Raw genomic sequence first — 21,542 nt, 5'->3', positions numbered from 1 at the left:
AGCGGAATTGTCACGAAATCGACCGAAAATCGCTTCCGAAAAACCGCGATGCGGTCCGCTTTTCATAGGAGAACCGTCAGTTTCAGCGACCATCGCAGCCAACAGAATTGGGGTCGCAAACGGTATAAAATATTGCTGAAAATCAACCAAGGGCGTTGCAGGGACGCCACATTTTTGGCCTTGACAGGTGCTGCAATGCGCAATAACGGTGCATACATACCGTTCGGACCCAGGCGCCTAGCAGGGGAGAACGGGCCTGGACGGGTGTTCTGCCCATCCGGACATGAGGTGGGAAGCGTTTTTCTTGCACCGCAATAGTGCATGGAAGATTTCCGACGCGGGTAGTCCATCGACGCTGTCGGCCCGGGTGACGGCGCGCGTGAATCAGGTCGGCGCGGCCGGTCATGCGTGCATGCTACGATCACGGCGTCATCGGCCAACCCTGTTCATCAAGGATCACATCACCGTGCAAACCGGTATCACACAAGCATCATTCGGCCATTTGCCAGACGGCGCCGCCGTCACCCAGTTCACGCTCACCAACGCCCATGGCATGGTGGCCAAGATCATCGACTTCGGCGGCATCATCACCGAACTGCATGCGCCTGACCGCGAAGGGCGGCTGGCCGACGTGGTGCTCGGTTTCGACACGCTCGAACCCTACTGCACTGACAGCCCGTATTTCGGCGCGCTGATCGGTCGCTACGGCAACCGCATTGCCAGGGGGCGCTTCACGCTCGACGGCGCGCAGGTCCAGCTGCCGGTCAACAACGGCACCAACCACCTGCATGGCGGCGCTGGGGGCTTTGACCGCGTCCTGTGGACGGCGACGGTCGATGGCGCCAGCCTGCGCCTGGCCTACCGCAGTGCCGACGGCGAGATGGGCTATCCCGGCAACCTCGATGTCACGGTGGTCTATACACTCAATGACGCCAATGAACTGGTGGTACGATTCCACGCCGTGACCGACAAGGCCACGCCGGTCAACCTGACGCAGCACAGCTACTTCAACCTGGCTGGCGCCGGCGACATCCTCGGCCATGACCTGACCATCGACGCCGACCATTTTGTGGCGATCGACAGTGTATCGATTCCGACGGGCGAACTCGCGCCGGTCGCTGGCACACCGTTCGATTTCCGCCAGCCGCGCCCGATCGGCGAGCGGATCACACAACCGGACCAGCAACTGCGCCATGGCAGGGGTTACGACCACAATTTTGTTCTGAACAAGCCGGAAGGCGTGGCGCTGACCAGGGCTGCGCGCGTGAGCGAACCCGCCTCGGGCCGCGTGCTGGAACTGTGGACGCAGGAACCCGGCGTGCAGTTCTACAGCGGCAACTTCCTCGACGGTTCGCTGTCTGGCAAGGGCCGCAGTTACGGGCATCGCAGCGGCTTGTGCCTGGAGCCGCAGCATTTTCCCGATTCGCCAAACCAGCCACAGTTCCCGAACGTGATCCTGCGGCCGGGCGAGGTCTATGCCACCGAGTCGCGCTTTCGTTTCACCACCGAGGCGGCGTGATGGAGGTGCTGACCGACACCCGGCATGAGCTGGGCGAATGCGTGCTTTGGTGCGAGCGCACCGGTCGCCTGCTGTGGACCGATATTCCGGCCGCCACCCTGTGGGCGTACACGCCGGCAACCGGCCGCACGGCCAGCTGGCCGATGCCCGAGCGCCTGTGCTGCTTCGCGCTGACCGGCAGCGACGACCGCCTGCTGCTGGGGCTGGCGTCCGGTCTTGCGTTCTTTACTTTTTCGAGCGGCAAGGTCACGCGCATCTGCGATGTCGAACCTGGCATGCCATCCACGCGCCTGAACGACGGCCGCTGCGATCGCCAGGGGCGTTTCGTGTTCGGCATGTTCAACCAGGCCGACAATCCGAAGCACGCGCTGGGCGGCTTCTATCGCCTGAACCTCGACCTGTCGCTCGAGCGCCTGCCGTTGCCCAATGCCGCGATTGCCAACAGCATCTGCTTCAGTCCGGACGGGCGCCGCATGTATTTTGCCGATTCGGCGCAGAAGGCGATCCTGTACGCCGACTACAACCCGTGCAGCGCCGAAGTGGGGCGCGTGCACACGTTTGTCGCGGCCGATGCCGTGCCGGGCGAGCCGGATGGGTCGACGATCGATGCCGATGGCTATCTGTGGAGCACGCGTTGGGGCGCCGGCATCGTCGCGCGCTTTGCGCCCGATGGCCGGCTCGAGCGAACGGTGCCACTCGCCGCGCCGCAGCCGAGCTGCCCGGCGTTTGGCGGTGCGGATCTGGCGACGCTGTTCGTCACCAGCGCCCATGTGGGCATGAGCGACAGCGAGCGTGCCGCCGCACCATTGTCGGGCGCGCTGTTTGCGCAGGCACTCGATGTGCGCGGCCTGCCCGAGTCACGCTTCCTGCATGCCTGACCAGGCTCGCTGCCGGTCACTACAGCATCCGCACCCAGTTGCCCTTGTACAGAATCGGTCCGGTCGGTCCGCCGGGGCCGGGCGAGCCGCCGCGCGGTTCGAGCGAGACGGCCAGCGTGGCGATGTCGTCGCCGATCGCGCTGCCGGTCAGCGGCAGCTCGATCGCGCCTTCTGGCGGAATCACGCCGAGCGAGCGGGGCGCGCCTTCCTTGGGAACGGCCCACAGCTGCAGCGACTTGTCGGCGGCAACCGGTGCGTTCTCGACCAGGCGCGCCGTGAACACGCGGCGCTCGCTGTCGGCAGTCAGCAGCAGCGCCGTGCGCGCCTTGTCATCGATCAGCGTGGCGACCAGATCGACCTGTGGCGCCTCGACTAGCGTCGAGCGCAGCACACCCACCATCAGCAAGGCCGCCGCCAGCGACACCAGACTCAGCGAACGCCAGAACGTCAGCGACTCGGTACGCCAGAACTGCCAGGCCGCGTGCGCACGTTGCTGCACCCGCTTCTGCGCCTGACCCAAGCCCAGGCGGCGCTCGATTGCGCGCCACACCTGGGCACGGGGTGTCTGCGCACCCGTAAATTCGGCCATCGGCATCAGGCGCTCCTGCCATTCGGCGGTCAGGCGCTGCAACACCACGTCGTCACGCAGATAGCGTTCGAAGCGCCGGCGCGCGCCGCCCCTGAGCGTGCCGAGCACGTACTCGGCCGCCAGCTTGTCGCACAGTTGCGGGTTGTCGCGGATATTCATGCTCGTTCGCCTTTAACCAGGCAGGTCTTGAGCCGCTCCAGGCTGCGGCGAATCCAGGTTTTGACGGTACCGATCGGTATCGCCATCTGCTGCGCCACCTCGCTGTGCGACAGGTCATGGAAGAATGCCAGGCCCACGACTTGCCGGTGCGCGCCTTCGAGCAACGACATGCACAAGGCCAGCGCCTTCGCGTCATGGCTGATCAGGAGGGCGTCGATCGGCGTGGCGCGCGGATCCTGCAGGGCCGCCATGATCTCGGCATCGAAGACGGGGCCGTCGATGTCGAGGTCATGGGCACAGCGGCGCAGCAGGTCGAGCGATTTGTTGCGCACGATTGTCGTCATCCAGGTCATGGGTGCGGCCAGGTGGCGCTGGTAACCGGCTGCGCCGTTCCAGATCGCCACGAACCCGTCCTGCAGTGCTTCTTCAGCCAGTTCACGCTTTCCTAATATACGCAGCGCGTAGCCAAACAGTTTCGGAGAAATTGCGTCGTATAGCGCGCGAAATGCCGCCGCGTCGCCTCGTGAGGTCGCTTGCAGCCAGGTGGCCAGCTGGTCGGGATCGGGGTGAAGGGTGTCTGGCACTGCCATCCTTGGACGTTGTAGGAGTGGAGAAACGGGTGGTATTGACAATATCATATCGCCCCGCTTGCGCCCGCACGGATGGGTCTGTGCGCTATTTCAAAACTATTTTTAAATAGTTGAAACCGAATCAATCGTGCGTCAGTACAAGCTATACGCGCTGCATTGGCAGCCAGGTTTCCTGGCTGGAACAACCGAGCAGACGCCCGCCCATTTATACGATCGCATCAACCGGAGACCTACCATGACAGACACGAATGTGACATTGGCACTGCTCGAATCACGCAAGGAAAAGCTGGAAAAGCGCCGCTCGTTTTTCAAGAACGTCGGAGGGATCAGCGTCGGTATGGTAGGGGGCACCTTCCTGTCCGCCTGCGGCGGCTCGGTCAAGGACGCGATTGCGCAGGCCGCGCAGCCGACCGATATCGACATCCTCAACTTTGCGCTGAACCTCGAGTACCTCGAAGCGCAGTTCTATTCGTACGCGGTGTTCGGCACCGGCCTGGCTGCGAGCCTGACGGGCGGCACGGGCAACCAGGGCGCCGTGACGGGCGGGCGCGCAGTCGCATTCAAGGATCCGCTGGTTGCGCAATATGCCAAGGAAATCGCGCAGGATGAGATCGCGCACGTGGGCTTCCTGCGCGCGGCGCTCGGCACGGCGGCGGTTGCCCAGCCGGCCATCGATATCGGCGGCACCGATCCAAACGGCGCGTTCTCGAACGCGGCCCGCGCGGCCGGCCTGGTGGGCCCGGGCGTGGCTTTCGACCCGTATGCCAGCGATGAAAACTTCCTGCTTGGCGCGTTCATCTTCGAAGACGTCGGCGTGACTGCGTACAAAGGCGCGTCGCCCCTCATCACGAACAAGACCTTCCTCGAGGCGGCAGCCGGCATCCTGGCGGCCGAGGCGTACCATGCCGGTATCGTGCGCACCGTGCTGTATACGAAAGGCCTGGCGGCGCCAACGCTGCGCACCGCGGCCACGGCGATCTCGAATGCGCGCGACAGCCTCGACGGTTCGACCGACGTCGACCAGGGCATCGTGAATGCCACCGACAGCACCGTGTCGAACATCGTCCCCCTTGACAAGGACGGCATCGCGTTCAGCCGCACGCCGGGCGACGTGCTCAATATCGTGTATCTGACCAAGGAATCGGTCACGATGGGCGGCTTCTTCCCGCGTGGTGTGAACGGGTTGCTCAATATGAGCTCGGCGTATGTCTGATCGTTAGCAGTACCGGCGATGCGGTCCTCCGTATCGCTCTGACGAGGCAGTGCGTTGCCGCCCGGCGGCCGCCGGCGGTATGCGCAGTGTTCATCAGGATTGTGGCATCCCCGCCACGCGCCATCCCGGCCGCACATGTAACGAGCGCGGCCGCGTTTAGTTGCTCGCTATAATCGCGCCAACAAGAATATGTTGGCGGCGATGCAGTAGGAAAGAATCGGAAGTTTCAGGGTTTCAAGCTCGCCAGCCTTGCAAGAATCACACTGGGTATTCCTGATGAGTAATCTGAGCAGCTTCATGCCGATGGCCGACGGCAATCCCACGCTGGCCGCCGACCGCACCGGGCTGGACACGCCTGCGCCAGCCCTGGCCGCGCCGTCCACGCTGTTCGAACCATCCCTGTTCGAGCCCGCGCTGTTCGAACCCGCGCTGTTCGAGCCCGACACTTGGCCCGAAGGCCTGCGCGCCATCGCCGACCTGATTCAGGCGTCGCGCTTTCCCATGTTTCTGGCCATCGGGCGCGAGCTGCGCCTGTTCTACAACGACGCGTATTCCGACCTGCTGGGCGACAAGCATCCAGCCGCGCGCGGCGCCCCATATGCCAGCGTGCGCCCCGAGCTGTGGGACCGCATGCGGCCGTATTTCGATGAAGTCATGGCTGGCGAATCGGCCCAGCTCCAGCACGCGCTGATGGAGTTCGAGCGCAACGGCAAACGCGAACGGCGCTTTTTCTGCGTGTCCCTGTCGCCCGTGCGCCACGCAGGGCAGGTGGCCGGCGTCTATTGCGTGCTGACCGAAACGACGTCCGACGTGTTGTCCGATTACCGGCATGCCTTCCACCAGAAGCTTGGCGAAGCGCTCGATGGCCTCGACGACGCTGACCACATCATGCGCGCGACGAGCGCCATGACCGGGCAGACGCTGGGCGTAGCGCGCGTGGGCTACGCCGAGGTCGACGTCCCCGGCCGCACCGTCAGCATCGACTGCGACTGGACCAGCGGCCGCATGGCCAGCCTGGCCGGCCGCTCGCATCCCCTCGACGCATTCGGTCCGGTGGTCAATGCCAAGCTGCGCCAGGGCCGCAGCGTGCGCATCGACGACGTCGAGGCCGACGAACGCAGTGCGCCGCATGCCCCGGCCTACGCCGCCATTGGCGCGCGCGCGCTGGTGATGGTGCCGATCATCGAGGAAGGGCGCCTGTGCGCCGTGTTCTACCTGCACGAACCGATGGCGCGCCACTGGACCGAACAAGAAGTGGCCCTGGCCGAGGACGTGGCGCGCCACACGCGCGAAGTGGCGCGCCGCTCGCGCGTCGAAGAAAGCCTGCGCGACGAGAGCCGCATCCTCGAGACGGTCAACCGCGCCGGGCGCGCGCTGGCATCGACGCTCGACCTCGACACGCTGGCCCAGTCGATCACCGACGCCGGCGCCGAACTGAGTGGTGCGCGCTTCGGCGCGTTCTTCTGCAATCCGGCGGGCCGGGGCGACCCGCTGCACGCCCCAATCTGCGCCACGGTGCCCGAGCAGATGCGCCTGTACGCGCTGTCGGGCGCGTCGCGCGAGCAGTTCGACCGGCTCGCGCCCCCGACGGCGGCCATCTTCCGCCCCCTCATCGAAGGCGGGGCGCCGGTGCGCAGCGACGACATCACGTGCGATCCGCAGCACGCTGCGCTGGTGGCCGACGGCACGCCGCTGGCGCAGCTGCGCGTGCGCAGCTATCTCGCGGTGCCGGTCGTGTCGCAATCGGGCAAGGTGCTGGGCGGCCTGTTCCTCGGCCACCCGGCGCCGGCCATGTTCACTGAACGCACCGAGCGCATCGTCGCCAATCTCGCCGCGCAAGCGGCCGTCGCGATGGACAATGCGCACCTGTACGAGATTGCGCAAACGTCGGCGCTCGAACGTGATGCGCTGCTGCAGAGCGAGCGCCTGGCGCGCGTGCAGGCCGAGCGCCTCAGTCACACCAAGGATGAATTCCTGGCCATGCTGGCGCACGAGCTGCGCAATCCGCTCGCGCCGATCAGCAGTTCGGCCAGCTTGCTGAGCATGCAGTTCGCGAATGAACCGCGCATCTGCCAGACCAGCTCCATCATCAGCCGCCAGGTCAAGCACATGAGCCGCCTGATTGACGATCTGCTCGACGTCTCGCGCGTCACACGCGGGCTGGTCAAGCTCAAGCTGGCGACGGTCGATTTTCGCGATGTCGTGAACGGGGCGCTCGACCAGACCCGCCCGCTGGTGCTCGAAAAAGCGCACCACGTGACGGTCCAGCTGCCCGAGACGCCGGTGTACGTGCGGGGCGACCAGACGCGCCTCGTGCAGAGCGTGGCCAATATCGTCGGCAACGCCGCGAAGTACACGCCCAAGGCCGGTACGCTGGCGCTGCGCCTGGTGGCCGGCGACGGGCGCATGACGCTTGAAGTGCGCGACAACGGCTCCGGCATGCCGCCCGACCTGGTGCCCAATGTGTTCGACCTGTTCACGCAGGGCGCACGCACGCTGGCCCGCTCGCAGGGCGGGCTGGGTCTGGGCCTCACGCTCGTCAAGCGTCTGGTCGACCTGCACGATGGCGAGGTCACCGCGCACAGCGATGGCGTCGGCTGCGGCAGCACGTTCACGCTCTGCCTGCCGTGCGTGAGTGCGCGCGCCAATGATGGCGGTGCTGACGACGCGCCGCCGTCCGAGGCCGCTCCGGTCGGTGTCGCGCTCGGCCGCCAGTTGCGCGTGCTGATCGTCGACGACAACACGGACGCCGCCGACAGCCTGGCCACGCTGCTGCAGGTGCAGGGCCACGCCACCGCCGTCGAATACGACGCCGCCTCGGCCCTGCGCCGCGCGCGCGTCGAACATCCCGACGTGATGCTGATCGATATCGGCCTGCCCGACATCGATGGTTACCAGCTGGCCTCGAGCCTGCGCGCGCTGCCGGAGATGGCGGCCACGGTGCCGGTGGCCGTGACCGGCTATGGCCAGGCCCGGGACCGTGAACGGGCGCTGGAGGCCGGCTTCGTCCATCACCTGGTCAAGCCGGTCGACATGACGGCGCTCGTGCGCATCCTGGACGCGAGTGCGGCACAGGCGGCGCAGGCTGAGGCAGCAGCCGCATCGGCCTGAGTCTAAACCTGAGCCTTGCCGCCCTCCATGGCGGGAGTATGATGATGCTCCTGTCAATGAAAGGATGAGCATGACCGAATTCGTCATCACCGCACCCGAGACGGCGTCCGTGGCCGTCGCCGGTTCCAGCGCGCGCTTCCCGGTGCGCCGCGTGTTCTGCGTGGGCCGCAACTACGCCGCGCACGCGCGCGAAATGGGCAGCGACCCGAATCGCGAACCACCGTTCTTCTTCACCAAGCCAGCCGATGCCGTCGTGCCGGCCAGCGGCGCGGTGCCGTATCCGCCATCGACGAACGACATGCACCACGAAATCGAACTGGTCGTGGCGCTGAAAGCCGGCGGTAAGGACATCGACGCAGCGCAGGCACTCGATCTGGTGTGGGGCTACGGCGTGGGCCTGGACCTGACCCGGCGCGACCTGCAGGCCGTGGCCAAGGACGCTGGCCGACCATGGGACATGGCCAAGGGCTTTGACGCGTCAGCGCCGTGCAGCGCACTGCATCCGGTCAGCGACGTGGGGCATCCGGCCCAGGCGCGCATCTGGCTTGAAGTGAACGACACGCTGCGCCAGGAAGGCAATCTCGATGAAATGATCTGGCCCATCGCGGACGTGATCGCATCGCTGTCGCGCCTCGTGACGCTGGCTCCAGGCGACCTGATTTATTCGGGCACGCCCTCCGGTGTCGGCGCGCTGCAGCCGGGTGACCGGGTGCGCGGCGGCGTCGACGGCGTCGACACGTTCGAGTTGACCATCGCGGCGCGCTGAGCGCCAGGTTTCTGCACAACCTTTGTTCTGCCTCAACACGCGAAATTTGATACGCTAGGGATATCGGCGCGCGTGGGGAGGTGGCAATGACACAAGTTGCATTGATAGCCGTGCATGGCATGGGCGAGACCTTGCCCGACTATGCCGACGGCCTGATGGCGGGGCTGCGTACCCGCCTGGATGCGCTGGCCAGCCAGGTCGTCATGCGCTCGGTCTACTACCAGGGCATCCTGCACGATAACCAGCGCCTGGTCTGGGACCGCACCGCAGCCACCGGCCAGGTGCGCTACGCGGCGCTGCGCAAATTCGTTCTGTATGGCCTGGGCGACGCCGCAGGGCTGGAAAACAGCAAGGATGATCCCGGCTCGATCTACGAGCAGGCCCAGGGCGAGATCGCCACCACGCTGTTGTCGGCCCACGCCGCGCGGCCCGGCATGCCGGTTGTGTTCGTCGCGCACTCGCTGGGCTGCCAGGTGCTGTCGAGCTATCTGTACGATGCGCAGAAGGCGGCCGCCGGCAAGCCGGTCGGCGCGGGCATCTGGCGCGATATCGGTGCCTGGGCCGGCGCGACGCTCGGCCGCGCGCTGACTGCAAGCGAACTGGCCTTCATCGGCGGCGGTACCTGCGTCGCGCTGGTGACCACCGGCTGCAATATCCCGATCTTTGTGGCCGCGCACCAGGAAATGCACATCATCCCGATTGCGCCGCCCACGTCGCTGTTCAAGTGGATCAATTTTTATGATCCCGACGACGTGCTGGGCTGGCCGCTGCAGCCGCTGTCTAACGGCTACCGCGAACTGGTCGAGGACCGCGCGATCAATGCCGGCGGCGGGGTGGGGGACTTCTTGCTGCGTAGCTGGAATCCACTGGCGCACAACACCTACTGGGACGATGACGCGGTGCTGGACGCCATCGCCGCGATGCTGCGCCGCCTGGCGGCGTAGCAGGCTTACAGGGGCCTAGGCTGCCAGCGCCGGCACGGCGCGCGCCGCAAGTCGCGGGCGCGTCCGTCCGCCGGTGTGGTCCAGCTTGAACGCGGCGGCCACCTGCGCCAGTTGCGCTGCCTGCTCCTGCATGCTCGCTGCCGCGGCGGCGGCTTCCTCGACCAGCGCCGCGTTCTGCTGCGTCACCTGGTCCATCTGCGCGATCGCTTCATTGACCTGGTTGATGCCCACGCGCTGCTCCTGCGTGGCGGTGCTGATCTCGGACATCATGTCGGTCACCCGCGCCACGCTGGCCACCACGTCGTCCATCGTGGCGCCGGCCTGCTGCACGAGCGCCGTGCCGGCATTCACCTGCGTCATCGAGTCACCGATCAGGCCCTTGATTTCACGCGCCGCGCCGGCCGAACGCTGCGCCAGGTTGCGCACTTCGGACGCCACCACGGCAAAGCCGCGGCCCTGTTCCCCGGCGCGCGCTGCTTCCACGGCGGCATTCAAGGCCAGGATATTGGTCTGGAACGCGATGCCGTCGATCACGCCGATGATGTCGACGATCTTGCGCGCCGAAGCGTCGATCGAGCCCATCGTGTCGACTACCTGGCCGACGATGGCGCCGCCACGCGCCGCAACATCCGAGGCTGTTTTTGCCAGGCCGTTGGCCTGCACCGCATTGTCGGCATTCTGGCGCACGGTGGCGGTCAGCTCTTCCATCGAGGCGGCCGTTTCTTCGAGCGAACTGGCCTGCTGTTCGGTGCGCGCCGACAGGTCGAGGTTGCCGGCCGCGATCTCGCTCGATGCGGTCGAGATGGCGTTGGTGCCTTGCTGGACTTGCGAAACCACCCGCACCAGCGAGCCGTTCATCGTTTCCAGCGCGCGCATCAGGTCGCCGACCTGGTCTTTCGGGTAGGTGGCGAACGTGTGGCCAAGGTCGCCCGAGGCGACGGTTTCGGCGACGTCGAGCGCCGCGTCCAGCGGCCGGGTGATGCTGCGCGTGACGAGCACGGCGGCCACGGCGCCGATCGCCGTCGACAGCAGGGCCAGCAGCAGCACCAGTTGCGTGCTGCGCTCGTTCGCCGCCTCGATGGCCAGCGCCGTCTGGTCGATGCTCTTGCGCTGGATCTGCAGCAGGCTCTGGACCCGGGCGCCATAGGCGGCCGCTGCTGGCGCGAATACCTGTTCATAGGCCTGTTCTGCCGCCGCCGAGTCGCCCGACGTGCGCGCGTTCATCACGGTTTCCTTGGCCTGCTGGTAGGTCTTGCGCAGGCCCAGGATGTCCTGCAGCGTCGCTTTCTCTTCGGGCGAGTCGAGCAGGGCTTCGACTTTCTTGAGGATGACCGTCGTACCCGTGACGCTGTCCTTGATCGGCTTGGCGAACACGGCCGACAAGGTGCTGTCGGTGCTGCGCGCGATCAGCGAGGTGCGCGCGATGGCCGAATAGGTCAGCACATACCAGTCCGAGACCAGACGTTCCTTGGTCAGCGGCTTTTGCATCATCTGCTGGGTCGCCTCGGCGCTGGAACGCGTGGTGTAGAGGGCGAACGAGGTGCCGGCCAGCGACAGGACGAGCATCGTGGCAAAGCCAAGGGTAAGGCGGGAGCCGATACGTAGATTTTTTAACACGATGTCATCACTTTGAAGAAAGGATTGAGTGCCGAGGAAATGCCGTACGGCAAGTATCAACCCTTTAAACTTCAAATGAAATAGCAAGAAGACAGTATGTTGTAATGACGCCGCACAAGCCGGCTGCGGCGTTATCTGGCTTATGCCTGACGCGCCAGCTTGAACAGTGTACGGATGTCACCGGCCACGGCGCCGCGCGCGTTCTTGATGACAGGCTGGCGATAGCGTTCGAGCAGCTCGCGCCGCGCTGTGTTCAGCAGGCCCAGTTGGTCGAGCACCGCGTACACGGTCGGGTGCAGCGCGCGCACATTGCCATCGGTAATCTTGATCGCGATGCCGATCCCGGCCGAGCGGATGCCGATCGCCTGCACGGCATCGGCGCCGATCTTCGTGACCCAGTCGCCACCGCCCGCCGTCATCCAGTGCAGATCGGTGCGTTCCTCGCCCGAGACCAGGTCGGGGCGGGCGATCATCGCGTCGCGCAGCGTGCCCATCGCGCTGCCCAGCTGCGGGTCTTGCGGACCGTGTGCGAGGCGCGCGTACAGGTGCGCCAGGCGACTGAGCGGCATCGCATAGTTGGGCGCGGAACAGCCATCCAGGCCAACTGGCATTGCTTCGGGCGCCATGCCGATGGCGTCGGCCAGCGTGCTGCGCACGGCTTGCTGCAGCGGGTGCGCGCGGTCGACGTAGTTCGCGGTGGGCGCATCGTGCAGGCGGCACCAGGCCAGAAAGCCGCTGTGCTTGCCGGAACAGTTGTGGTGCAGCGGCGTCCAGTGCGCGTCCGCCGGGGGCTTCTGGCCGGTGAACTCGTAGTGCAGCGGCACCGCGCAGCCGCATTCGAGGTGGCCGGGATCGAGCCCGATCTTGTTGAGGATGGAGCTGACACCGTCGAGATGCTTGTCTTCGCCCGAGTGGCTCGCGCACAGCAGCGCGACTTCGTCGCCAGAGAGGCCAAAGCGCGCCGGGCCGTCGGCCAGGATGAAGGGCAGGGCCTGGAACGGCTTGAGCGCCGAGCGCGTGAAGGTCGGGTAATCCGGGTCGCCGGCGGACCACAACAGGCGGCCGTGCGTGTCGACGACGGCGACCGATCCAAGGTGCACGTTCTCGATCACGTTACCGCTGTCGGGGTAGCCGCGCGTGGTCGCGGCGAGGGGAATGACTGGCATGGGAGAGGGCGAATTGGCGTTGGAGGAACCCTACTGTACGACATACCTACGCAATGCAGACACACAGTTGAAACAAGGCGCGCTTTCATATATGCACCTCCCGTTCACCCCGCCGATTGCGCACTTCGTCGTGCATTTCCGGCGCTTGATGCCCCTGGTGCTTGAACGGGTTTTGCGGCTCGCTAGACTGGCTTCATCGTCAGGCAACGAAGCGCTGGCGACACGGACTTCTCCGCCACCGACCTGAAAGGAATTCCATCATGCGCCTCTCCCACCTCGCCTTGTTCGCCGCCGCCGCTGTCGTCTCGCTGGCCAGCGCCGCCCAGCCGGTAACTGCAACCAACCCTGACGTCGTCAACGTGCAGGCCGCGCAGCCAAAAAAGGTCTATATCGATCCGCTGATGTACAAGCGCATGCAGGGCGCCTACAAGCTCGAGGACGGGCGCACGCTGCACGTGACGGGCAAGAGCCGCAAGCTGTACGCCGACCTGGGCGACGGGCCGCAGGAAATCGTCCACGTGGGCCGCGACCGTTTCGAGGCGGTCGGCCGCGACCTGAGCGTGCGCTTCGACGGCGGACCGTTCCCGCACACGGTGCACCTGAAGGACGATGCCGGCCGGGTGCTGGCGTCAAGCCAGCGTTGAGCCGAAGCGGCCGGCCTGGTAGTCGGTGATCGCCTGCGCAATTTCATCGCGGGTGTTCATGACGAAGGGCCCGTGCGAGACGACCGGTTCGCCGATCGGATCGGCATGACCGAACAGCAGCAGCGAGCCGGACTCGGCGACGATTTCGAGCGTGTCGCCCTCCGTGCTCAGCTCCACCAGTTGGTAAGCGCTGGCGAGATCGCCGTGGTGACCCACGCCGATGCGTCCACGCACCACATACAGCAGCACGTTGCGACCTTGCAGGCCGGTGATGCGCAGCCGGCCACCGGCCTGCATCGCGACAGTGCTCATGAACACGCCGGTCAGCGACTGCACCGGGCCCGTGCTGCCGTCCCATTCGCCCGCGATCAGGTTCAGCGTGACCTTGCCGTCGTCGAGCGATAACGCAGGAATGCGGTCCTGCTGCACGCCCGTATAGGCGGGCGTCGTCATCTTCAGGCGCGACGGCAGATTCACCCACAACTGCAGGATCTCGAGCGGGCCGCCGGTGTCGAGAAACGCGCGCGGCGAGACCTCGGCGTGCACGATGCCGCTGCCGGCCGTCATCCACTGGATGCCGCCGGCATGGATCACGCTCTCATGGCCGGCGCTGTCGCGGTGGGCCAGCATGCCTTCGACGATGAAGGTGACGGTTTCGAAGCCCCGGTGCGGATGCGGGCCAAATGGCAGGCCGCGGTTGTGCGGGCCATAGGTTTGCGGACCATGATGATTCAAAAACAGAAAAGGATCGATCTGGTCGAGCTGGGGCGAAGGCACAGGGCGCTGCGTGAGCAGGTCGCCGATGTCGTCACGCAGCGCGGCGTGGGTGCGCAGGAAGGTCTTGTCAGTCATGGTGTGGATGCCGTTTAGTCAGGATGCGTAACGATACGCTGAAACTGGCCATGACGTTCACAGCGGTGACCGAAGGCGCTATGCTGGACGTTTGCGTGTCTGCAACCCTTGGAGATCGGCCCCGTATGTACAAGAACACCTGCATTGCCAGCCTGTTGCTGGCCTCATCCACTTTCCTGGCGGCCGCACCTGCTGCATCCTCGGCTGCGGCGCCCAGCGAGGCCGCCGTCAGCGCTGCCAAGTACGCGGTGGCCACCTACCGCAACGACGTCGTCGACACGCTGGCCAAGCTGGTGAGCTTCAACACGGTGGCCGATCCGCGCTACCCGTCGGACCAGAACCCGGTGCATGCCGCGTTCAAGGCCACGCTCAAGGCAGAAGCCGAGCGCATGGGCCTCGACTACACCGATTACGGCTGGACGGTCGTCATCGGTTTGGGCAAGGGAACAGAGCGCGTCGGCATCGTCACGCATGGCGATGTGCAGCCAGTGGACCCGACCAAGTGGAAGAAGTCGCCGTTCGTGCTGGACCGCACGAGCGAGCCGGGCAAGCTGATCGCGCGCGGCGCCGAGGATGACAAGGGCCCGATCGCCACCGCGCTGTATGCGATGAAGACGATCCGCGACCGCCAGATTCCGCTCACCAAGCGCATCGAGCTGTACGTGTACATGGGTGAGGAATCCGACTGGGGCCCGCTGACCGAATTCCTCAAGACGCACATGCCGCCGCAGATGAGCATCACGCTCGACGCCGAGTATCCGGTGGTGACGGCGGAGAAGGGCGGCGGCCTCGTGGCCGTGACGGTGCCGAAGGCCGGCGCACAGGCGCCCGTGGAGGGCGACGCCTACATCGCCGCGTTCGGGGGCGGCTCGTTCAACACGCAGATTCCGGAAGACGCCGAAGCGCTGGTGGCCAACGCGACGCCGCAGATCGAGGGGCAGATCCGCGCGCGCGGCGCGCAGCACGAGGGCATGACCTACACCTACACGTGGCAGGGCAAGGATCTGGCAGTGCGCGCCAAGGGGTTGTCGGCCCACTCGTCCAAGCCGCAGGAAGGCGTGAACGCGGTGAGCATGCTGGCCGATGCACTGGCCGTGCGGCCGTGGGCCAATACGACCGCCGGCGGCGTCGTCAACTACCTCAACGAGATGGTGGGGACGGGCTACTACGGCGAGAAGTTTGGCAGCGGCGCCGGCAACATCGCCTACCGCGACAAGTTCATGGGCCCGCTGACGTTCAAGCCGACCGTGATTCGCCAGCTGGACGACGGCATCGAAGTGGCGATCAATGTGCGCCGCCCGCAAGGCAAGACGGGCACGCAACTGACCGATGAAATCAACGCCGCACTGAGCCAGTGGCAGGCGCGCCAGGTCCCGCTCACCAACATCAAGGTCGGCGTACGCGACCCGTGGGTGTTGAACGACGCACCGCAGGTGCCGACGCTGCTGGCGACCTTTGCCTATTTCACCGGCATGAAGGATGCGAAGCCGGTCGCCATCGGCGGCGGGACCAACTCGCGCCTGTTCCCGAATGCTGTCAGCTTCGGGCCGTCGATGCCGGGCCAGAAATATTCCGGGCATTCGGAGCACGAGTTCATCACGACCAGGCAGCTGCTGCTGAACCTGCAGATGTACACGTCGGTGCTGGTCGATCTGGCGCGCTGAGCAAGTGCCCTTTAGTCCTGCAGAAACGCTGGAACTTGACACGGCTGACCTGTAGGGCTGCTTCTTGCCAGGTAGTGTAAAAACTTCTAATTTTTGCGTAGGCGCCGGACTACAATATCTCTGCCATTGAGTGCTCCCAAGGGTGCTCTCCCTTGTGAATCATCGTTGTATGCCAAGGGCGGTATCGTCTTGATACAGCCACAGTATTGTCGCCTGGAAAAGTACCAAGTTCTTGGCAGAAAATGTGGCAAATACAGCATGATAGGATCGGCTTGGAGCCAAGCTCCTGCAGCCGCGAGCGCGCCAATGCGTCGATGTTGGCGTGCGCGTTCGCGCCGGATGTGACCGAACCTTATTGATTGCCATGCACAGTAAAGAACTCAGAAAACCGGACGGACGCAACCTTACCCTTTACAGCAACCGGCCCATCCCCGATGGCCTCGTCGCACCCAGCCCGTTTCCGGAGCCCCAGCTCGCCAACCCGCACCTGCGCTGGCATCCGCTGCGCGGCGAGTGGGTGACCTATGCTGCGTTCCGCCAGAACCGCACGTATCAGCCGCCGCCCCAATACAACCCGCTGGCGCCGACGATCGACCCTGCCAATCCCACCGAGATGCCGGCTGGCGACTACGAGATCGCCGTGTTCGACAACCGCTTTCCGTCGCTGGCGCTCGAATCGCACGATCCGCCGTCGGTGACGGTGCAGACCGCCCCGGCCAATGGCCAGTGCGAAGTGGTCGTGTTCACGCAGGATCCGAACACGGCGCTGGCCCACTTGCCGCTGTCGCGCATCGCGCTCTTGCTGCAGGTGTGGGGTGATCGCACCACGCGCGTGGGCAGCCTCCCGCACATCCAGTACGTGCTGCCGTTCGAGAACCGCGGCGCCGAAGTGGGCGTGACGCTGCACCATCCGCACGGCCAGATCTACTCGTACCCGTTCGTGCCGTCGGTCCCGGCGCGCATGCTCGCGCAAGAGCGCGAGTACTATCAGCAGCACGGCGCGAGCATGCTGTGCGACATGGCGCGCGACGAAGCGGCCGATGGCAAGCGCGTGCTGTATCAAGACGATTTCGCGATTGCCTTCGTGCCAGCCTGCGCGCGTTATCCGTACGAGGTCTGGGTGATGCCGACCGCGCCATGCAAGGATTTCGCAGCGCTCACGCCGCCGCAGCGCGATTCGCTGGCGCGCGCGCTCAAGACCGTGCTGCTCAAGTACGAGACGCTGTGGAACCGCCCGTTCCCGTACCTGATGGCGTGGTACCAGGCGCCGACCGACGGCGCCGAGCATCCCGAGACGCAGTTGCACGCCCAGTTCTATCCGCCATACCGCACGCGCGACCGCCTGAAATACCTGGCCGGCACCGAGCTGGCCGCCGGCATGTTCGCGATGGACGTGCTGCCCGAAACTACCGCGTATGAATTGCAGCAGGTCGAGATCGACCTGGAGGAGGGCGCATGACGGACATCGATATGCGCGCCCAGGAGGTCGCCGATAAACTCGCGCTGCTGCGCGCCACCCTTGCCACTAGCGGCGCCGGCGCCGTGCGCCTGCGCGGCACCGACTGGTTCGCGTGGATCACGGCGGGCGGCTCGAGCGCCGTACTGCACACCACCGACACGGGCATTGCCGAAGTGCTGGTCACGGCGGGCGACGCCTGCGTGCTGACCGACCAGATCGAAGGCGAGCGCCTGCGCCTCGAAGAAGTGCCGGCCGGATTCAGCTTTCATATCGAACCATGGGCCGAACCCGAGCTGCGCGAGCATTTCGTGCTGGCTGCAGCCGAGGGCCGGCCGGTGCTGTCGGACCGCCCACAGGCCGACGAACTGCCGTTGCCGCTGCCGCTCCGTCAGCGCAAGCTGGTGCTGGGCGACGCCGAGCAGGCGCGCTACCGCCTGCTGGGACGCGAAGCCGCCGAAGCAATGACCGAAGTATTGCACCGCGCCCGGCCCGACTGGACCGAGCAGCAGCTGGCCGGCGCGGGCGCCGACGCGCTGTGGCGCCGCGGCATTCATCCGGCCCTGGTGCTGGTGGCCGGTGCGCGGCGCTTGCCGCTGTTTCGCCACGCCACGCCGTCGCACGAGCCGATCGGCGAGCGCGCCATGCTCGTGTTCTGCGCGCGCCGCCATGGTTTGTACGCCAACCTGACGCGCTTCGTGAGCTTTGGCGGTACAGGTTCGGCGCCAATTGCCCAGCGCGCGCTGATGGCAGTCGAGGCCACCGGCCTGGCGGCCGTGGCGCCGGGCAAATCGCTGTCGTCGGTGTACCACGCACTGGCCCAGGCCTATCACCACGCCGACGTCGAGGATGCGATCCGCGAACACCACCAGGGCGGCATCACCGGCTACCTGGCGCGCGAGATCGTGGCCACCCCCAGCACGGCCACGCAGCTCGAACAGGGCATGGCATTTGCGTTCAATCCAAGTTATAACGGTATGAAGATCGAAGATACATTTTTGCTCGGCCCCGACGGACTCGAAAACCTGACCTTCGACCCGGCCTGGCCGTCGGTGGATATCCAAGGCCGTCAGCGGCCGCTCTGGCTGGAGGTGGACGCATGACCATCACGACCGATACCTTCTTTGGCGGCGCCCCCGAGGTGAATGCCTCGGCCCCGGGGCGCGTGAACCTGCTGGGCGAGCACACCGACTACAACGACGGCTTCATGCTGCCGGTGGCCACGCCCCAGCGCACGCTGGTGGCTATGAGCCGCAGCGGCGACGACCATTTCCATTTTTACTCGCCCAACTTCGACGCGACGGTGACGTTCGCGAAGGACAGCAGCGCGCCGCAGGGCTTCGGCAGCTATATCGAGGGCTGCATCCGCCTCGTGCAGGCCGAGGGTATCGAGGTGCCGCCGCTGCGCGTGTATGTCGAGACCGATCTGCCGGTCGGTTCGGGCCTGTCGTCGTCGGCCGCGCTCGAAGTGGCCACGCTGCGCGCCATGCGCGCGCTGCTGGGGTTCGAGCTCGACGACGTTAAGCTGGCGCGCATCGCCCAGCGCGCCGAAATCGAATACGCGCACGTGAACTGCGGGATCATGGACCAGATGGCCTCGAGCCTGGCCGATGAAACCAATATGCTGTTCATCGACGCGCGCACGCTCGAACATCATCTGTCGGCACTGCCGCCGGACACTGAACTGATCGTGATCGATTCGGGCGTGGCGCGCACGCTGGCCGCCAGCAAGTACAACGAACGCCGCGCCGAATGCGAAGAAGCCTCGCGCATCCTGGGCGTGACGGCGCTGCGCGATGTGGTCGACCCTGCATCGGTCGAGACGCTGCCGTCGCCGCTGCGCGAACGGGCCCGCCACGTGGTGCACGAAAATCTGCGCGTGCTCGAGGCCGCCAAGGGTGTCGACGCCGAACGCTTCGGCGAACTGATGAACGCATCGCATGCGAGCCTGCGTGACGATTACGAAGTCTCGATCCGCGCGCTCGACGTCTTGTGCGAGGCGCTGCGCGCCGCGCCCGGCGTACTGGGCGCGCGCCTGACCGGCGCCGGCTTCGGCGGCGCCTGCGTCGCCCTGTGCCGCACGGGGCAGGCGCAAGAAGCAGCCGCCACCGCGCTGGCGGCGTATCACGACCATCATGGACCAGGCAATGACGTCCAGGGACGCATCCTGATTCCGGTGCCAACTGACAGAAAGGACAAGAATGAATCAGTTTGAATATCCGCGTCCGCAACTGGTGCGCGACCAGTGGCAGAACCTGAACGGCACGTGGCAGTTCTGCTTTGACGACGAAGGGCACTACACGCTGCCGTCGGACGTGAAGGAATGGACGCACGAGATCACCGTGCCGTTTGCGCCGGAAACCGCGATGAGCGGCATCGAAGACACGGGCTTTCACCGCTTTGTGTGGTACCAGCGCGAATTCGAGGTGATGCCCATGGATGGGCGCACGATCCTGCACTTCGGCGCGGTCGACTACAGTGCACGCGTGTGGGTCAATGGCCAGCTGGTCGTCGAGCACGAAGGCGGTCACACGCCATTCTCGGCCGATATTTCCGGCACCCTGAACGCGGGTGGCAAGCAGGTCGTCACGGTCTGGGTCGAAGATGATCCGGCCGACCTGGCCAAACCGCGCGGCAAGCAGGACTGGCTGCTCGAGGCGCACTCGATCTGGTACCCGCGCACCACCGGCATCTGGCAGACGGTCTGGCTGGAGCAAGTCTCGCCAACGTATATCCAGAAGCTGCGCTGGACGCCCGTGTTCGAGACCTATGAAATCGGCTGCGAAGTATTCGCCACCGGCGATATCCAGGAAGAGCTGTTTGTCGAAGTCAAGATCTGGCACGGCGACCAGCTCCTGGCCGACGATTACTACAAGCTGCTGGGCGGCGAAGCGAACCGCAAGATCGCGCTGTCCGATCCGGGCATCGACGATTCGCGCAATGAGATCCTGTGGAGCCCGGAACGCCCGACTCTGCTCGATGCCGAAGTGACCCTGCGCGCAGGCGACGTCGTGCTGGACCGCATCCGCTCGTACACGGCGCTACGCTCGGTGTCGATCAACCGCGACCGCTTCATGCTTAATGGTCGCCCGTACCAGCTGCGCCTGGTGCTGGACCAGGGCTACTGGCCGGAATCGTTCATGACGGCCCCGTCCGACGGCCACCTGAAGCGCGACGTCGAGCTGGCCAAGCTGATGGGCTTCAACGGCGTGCGCAAGCACCAGAAGATCGAGGACCCGCGCTTTTTGTACTGGGCCGACAAGCTGGGCCTGATGGTGTGGGAGGAAATGCCATCGGCCTACCGCTTCAGCCCGCGCGCCATCACGCGCATGGTCAAGGAATGGACCGAGGCGATCGAGCGCGACTACAGCCACCCGTGCATCATCGTCTGGGTGGCTTTCAACGAGTCGTGGGGCGTGCCGAACCTGACGCTCACGCAAGCGCATCGCAATGCCGTCGAGGCCCTGTACCACCTGACGCGCACGCTCGACTCGACCCGTCCCGTGATCGGCAACGATGGCTGGGAAGCGTCGGCCACCGATATCCTGGGCATTCACGACTACGACAGCGATCCCGAGAAGGTGCTGGCGCGCTACGCCGTCACCGACCCGGTGCGCACGCTGTTCGATCAGCGCCGCCCCGGTGGCCGTATCCTGACGCTCGATGGCTTCCCGCATCGCGGCCAGCCGATCGTGCTGACGGAATTCGGCGGCATCGCCTACGATCCGAAGCAGACGCCCAATCCCGACGAAACCACGTGGGGCTACAGCCGCGCGCACACGGCTGAAAGCTATCTGAAGCAGTATCGGCGCCTGCTGCAGGTAGTGAACGAGACGTTCATGTTCAGTGGTTTCTGCTACACGCAGTTCACGGACACGTTCCAGGAGGCCAATGGCTTGCTGAATGCCGATCGCTCACCGAAACTGCCGCTGGATGTGATCAGCGCCGCCACGCGCAATATTCCGCTGTTCCAGCGTGCGCTGGAAGAGGGAAAGGATCCTGGCACGCCGTAATGTCGCAGGCAGGGCAGGCCGGTATGGCCTGTCCACCGGGATATTCAGGTAATGCGGTAAGCACAAGGCCACATGTCGCGTCAGCGCATGTGGCCTTTTTTACAGCCGTGCCGATGGCTTTGTCAGGCCGGGGCAGGCGATCGGTCATATCGATGCTGCCACTGCTGCAGGCCGCAGCAACCCTGGTGACTGTCTGAATTGGATGCGACGCGACGGGAAGCAGTGCCAAGCTGCAGTGTCATGAAGCTTCCCAATGTCGATTTTCTTTACAGTGGTCACATTCTGGATGAAGATATTTTTACTAACTATCTGATTTTAAAAAATAAATTTAACTTGGCATAGAGCTTGCTTCATTTGGGCA

17 protein-coding genes are annotated in these 21,542 nt (G+C 65.4%); 12 read left to right on the top strand and 5 right to left on the bottom strand.

Annotated features, from left to right (window positions below; genetic code table 11):
- The first annotated feature begins 466 nt into the window (after window positions 1-466).
- Both NX775_RS12295 and NX775_RS12290 read left to right on the top strand, forming a co-directional pair.
- On the top strand, window positions 467-1,519 hold the full coding sequence (locus tag NX775_RS12295) for an aldose epimerase family protein (protein WP_258836753.1): 1,053 nt from the start codon (window positions 467-469) through the stop codon (window positions 1,517-1,519).
- Complete coding sequence (locus NX775_RS12290; protein WP_258836270.1) at window positions 1,519-2,397, top strand: SMP-30/gluconolactonase/LRE family protein; 879 nt, start codon at window positions 1,519-1,521, stop codon at window positions 2,395-2,397. Before NX775_RS12295 ends, NX775_RS12290 begins: the two co-directional genes overlap by 1 nt.
- Before the next feature lie 19 nt (window positions 2,398-2,416).
- Here NX775_RS12290 and NX775_RS12285 read toward each other — a convergent pair whose 3' ends face one another.
- The gene (locus NX775_RS12285; RefSeq protein ID WP_258836269.1) at window positions 2,417-3,145 is read right to left on the bottom strand and encodes an anti-sigma factor; all 729 of its coding nucleotides are present in this window, start codon (window positions 3,143-3,145) and stop codon (window positions 2,417-2,419) included.
- Window positions 3,142-3,735: a sigma-70 family RNA polymerase sigma factor gene (locus NX775_RS12280; protein WP_258836268.1), complete on the bottom strand. Its 594-nt coding sequence runs from the start codon at window positions 3,733-3,735 to the stop codon at window positions 3,142-3,144. Before NX775_RS12280 ends, NX775_RS12285 begins: the two co-directional genes overlap by 4 nt.
- Window positions 3,736-3,970: 235 nt before the next feature.
- Between NX775_RS12280 and NX775_RS12275 the strand changes: the two genes are divergently transcribed.
- From NX775_RS12275 to NX775_RS12260, 4 genes are all read left to right on the top strand, one after another.
- Complete coding sequence (locus NX775_RS12275) at window positions 3,971-4,948, top strand: ferritin-like domain-containing protein (RefSeq protein WP_258836267.1); 978 nt, start codon at window positions 3,971-3,973, stop codon at window positions 4,946-4,948.
- A 276-nt stretch (window positions 4,949-5,224) separates the two neighbouring features.
- Window positions 5,225-8,059: a GAF domain-containing protein gene (locus tag NX775_RS12270; protein ID WP_258836266.1), complete on the top strand. Its 2,835-nt coding sequence runs from the start codon at window positions 5,225-5,227 to the stop codon at window positions 8,057-8,059.
- Window positions 8,060-8,129: 70 nt separating this feature from the next.
- Window positions 8,130-8,825: a fumarylacetoacetate hydrolase family protein gene (locus tag NX775_RS12265; RefSeq protein WP_258836265.1), complete on the top strand. Its 696-nt coding sequence runs from the start codon at window positions 8,130-8,132 to the stop codon at window positions 8,823-8,825.
- A gap of 86 nt (window positions 8,826-8,911) precedes the next feature.
- Window positions 8,912-9,769, top strand: a complete 858-nt coding sequence (locus tag NX775_RS12260) for a hypothetical protein (protein WP_258836264.1) — start codon at window positions 8,912-8,914, stop codon at window positions 9,767-9,769.
- 15 nt (window positions 9,770-9,784) lie between these two features.
- Here NX775_RS12260 and NX775_RS12255 read toward each other — a convergent pair whose 3' ends face one another.
- Entirely contained in the window at window positions 9,785-11,335 is a 1,551-nt protein-coding gene (locus NX775_RS12255) for a methyl-accepting chemotaxis protein (protein WP_370660588.1), read from the bottom strand.
- 191 nt (window positions 11,336-11,526) lie between these two features.
- Entirely contained in the window at window positions 11,527-12,552 is a 1,026-nt protein-coding gene (locus NX775_RS12250; protein WP_258836263.1) for an asparaginase, read from the bottom strand.
- A 260-nt stretch (window positions 12,553-12,812) separates the two neighbouring features.
- Here NX775_RS12250 and NX775_RS12245 point away from each other — a divergent pair, with 260 nt between their 5' ends.
- Complete coding sequence (locus NX775_RS12245) at window positions 12,813-13,196, top strand: hypothetical protein (protein WP_258836262.1); 384 nt, start codon at window positions 12,813-12,815, stop codon at window positions 13,194-13,196.
- Here NX775_RS12245 and NX775_RS12240 read toward each other — a convergent pair.
- A complete protein-coding gene (locus NX775_RS12240; protein ID WP_258836261.1) occupies window positions 13,182-14,048 on the bottom strand; it encodes a pirin family protein in 867 nt (288 codons plus the stop codon). The two genes, NX775_RS12245 and NX775_RS12240, sit on opposite strands and share 15 nt — an antisense overlap.
- 125 nt (window positions 14,049-14,173) lie before the next feature.
- Here NX775_RS12240 and NX775_RS12235 point away from each other — a divergent pair, with 125 nt between their 5' ends.
- The 5 genes from NX775_RS12235 (at window position 14,174) to NX775_RS12215 (ending at window position 21,181) form a co-directional block, all read left to right on the top strand.
- Entirely contained in the window at window positions 14,174-15,712 is a 1,539-nt protein-coding gene (locus tag NX775_RS12235; protein WP_258836260.1) for a dipeptidase, read from the top strand.
- A gap of 364 nt (window positions 15,713-16,076) precedes the next feature.
- Complete coding sequence (galT, locus tag NX775_RS12230) at window positions 16,077-17,171, top strand: galactose-1-phosphate uridylyltransferase (RefSeq protein ID WP_258836259.1); 1,095 nt, start codon at window positions 16,077-16,079, stop codon at window positions 17,169-17,171.
- The gene (locus NX775_RS12225) at window positions 17,168-18,271 is read left to right on the top strand and encodes a M24 family metallopeptidase (protein ID WP_258836258.1); all 1,104 of its coding nucleotides are present in this window, start codon (window positions 17,168-17,170) and stop codon (window positions 18,269-18,271) included. The genes galT and NX775_RS12225 overlap by 4 nt, the downstream gene beginning before the upstream one ends.
- Entirely contained in the window at window positions 18,268-19,383 is a 1,116-nt protein-coding gene (gene galK / locus NX775_RS12220; protein WP_258836257.1) for a galactokinase, read from the top strand. Before NX775_RS12225 ends, galK begins: the two co-directional genes overlap by 4 nt.
- Entirely contained in the window at window positions 19,370-21,181 is a 1,812-nt protein-coding gene (locus tag NX775_RS12215) for a glycoside hydrolase family 2 protein (RefSeq protein ID WP_258836256.1), read from the top strand. Before galK ends, NX775_RS12215 begins: the two co-directional genes overlap by 14 nt.
- Window positions 21,182-21,542: the final 361 nt, after the last annotated feature.

It is taken from the genome of Massilia aurea (assembly GCF_024753205.1).
Classification (GTDB): domain Bacteria; phylum Pseudomonadota; class Gammaproteobacteria; order Burkholderiales; family Burkholderiaceae_D; genus Telluria; species Telluria aurea.
This window is presented reverse-complemented; position numbering and strand designations above follow the sequence as displayed.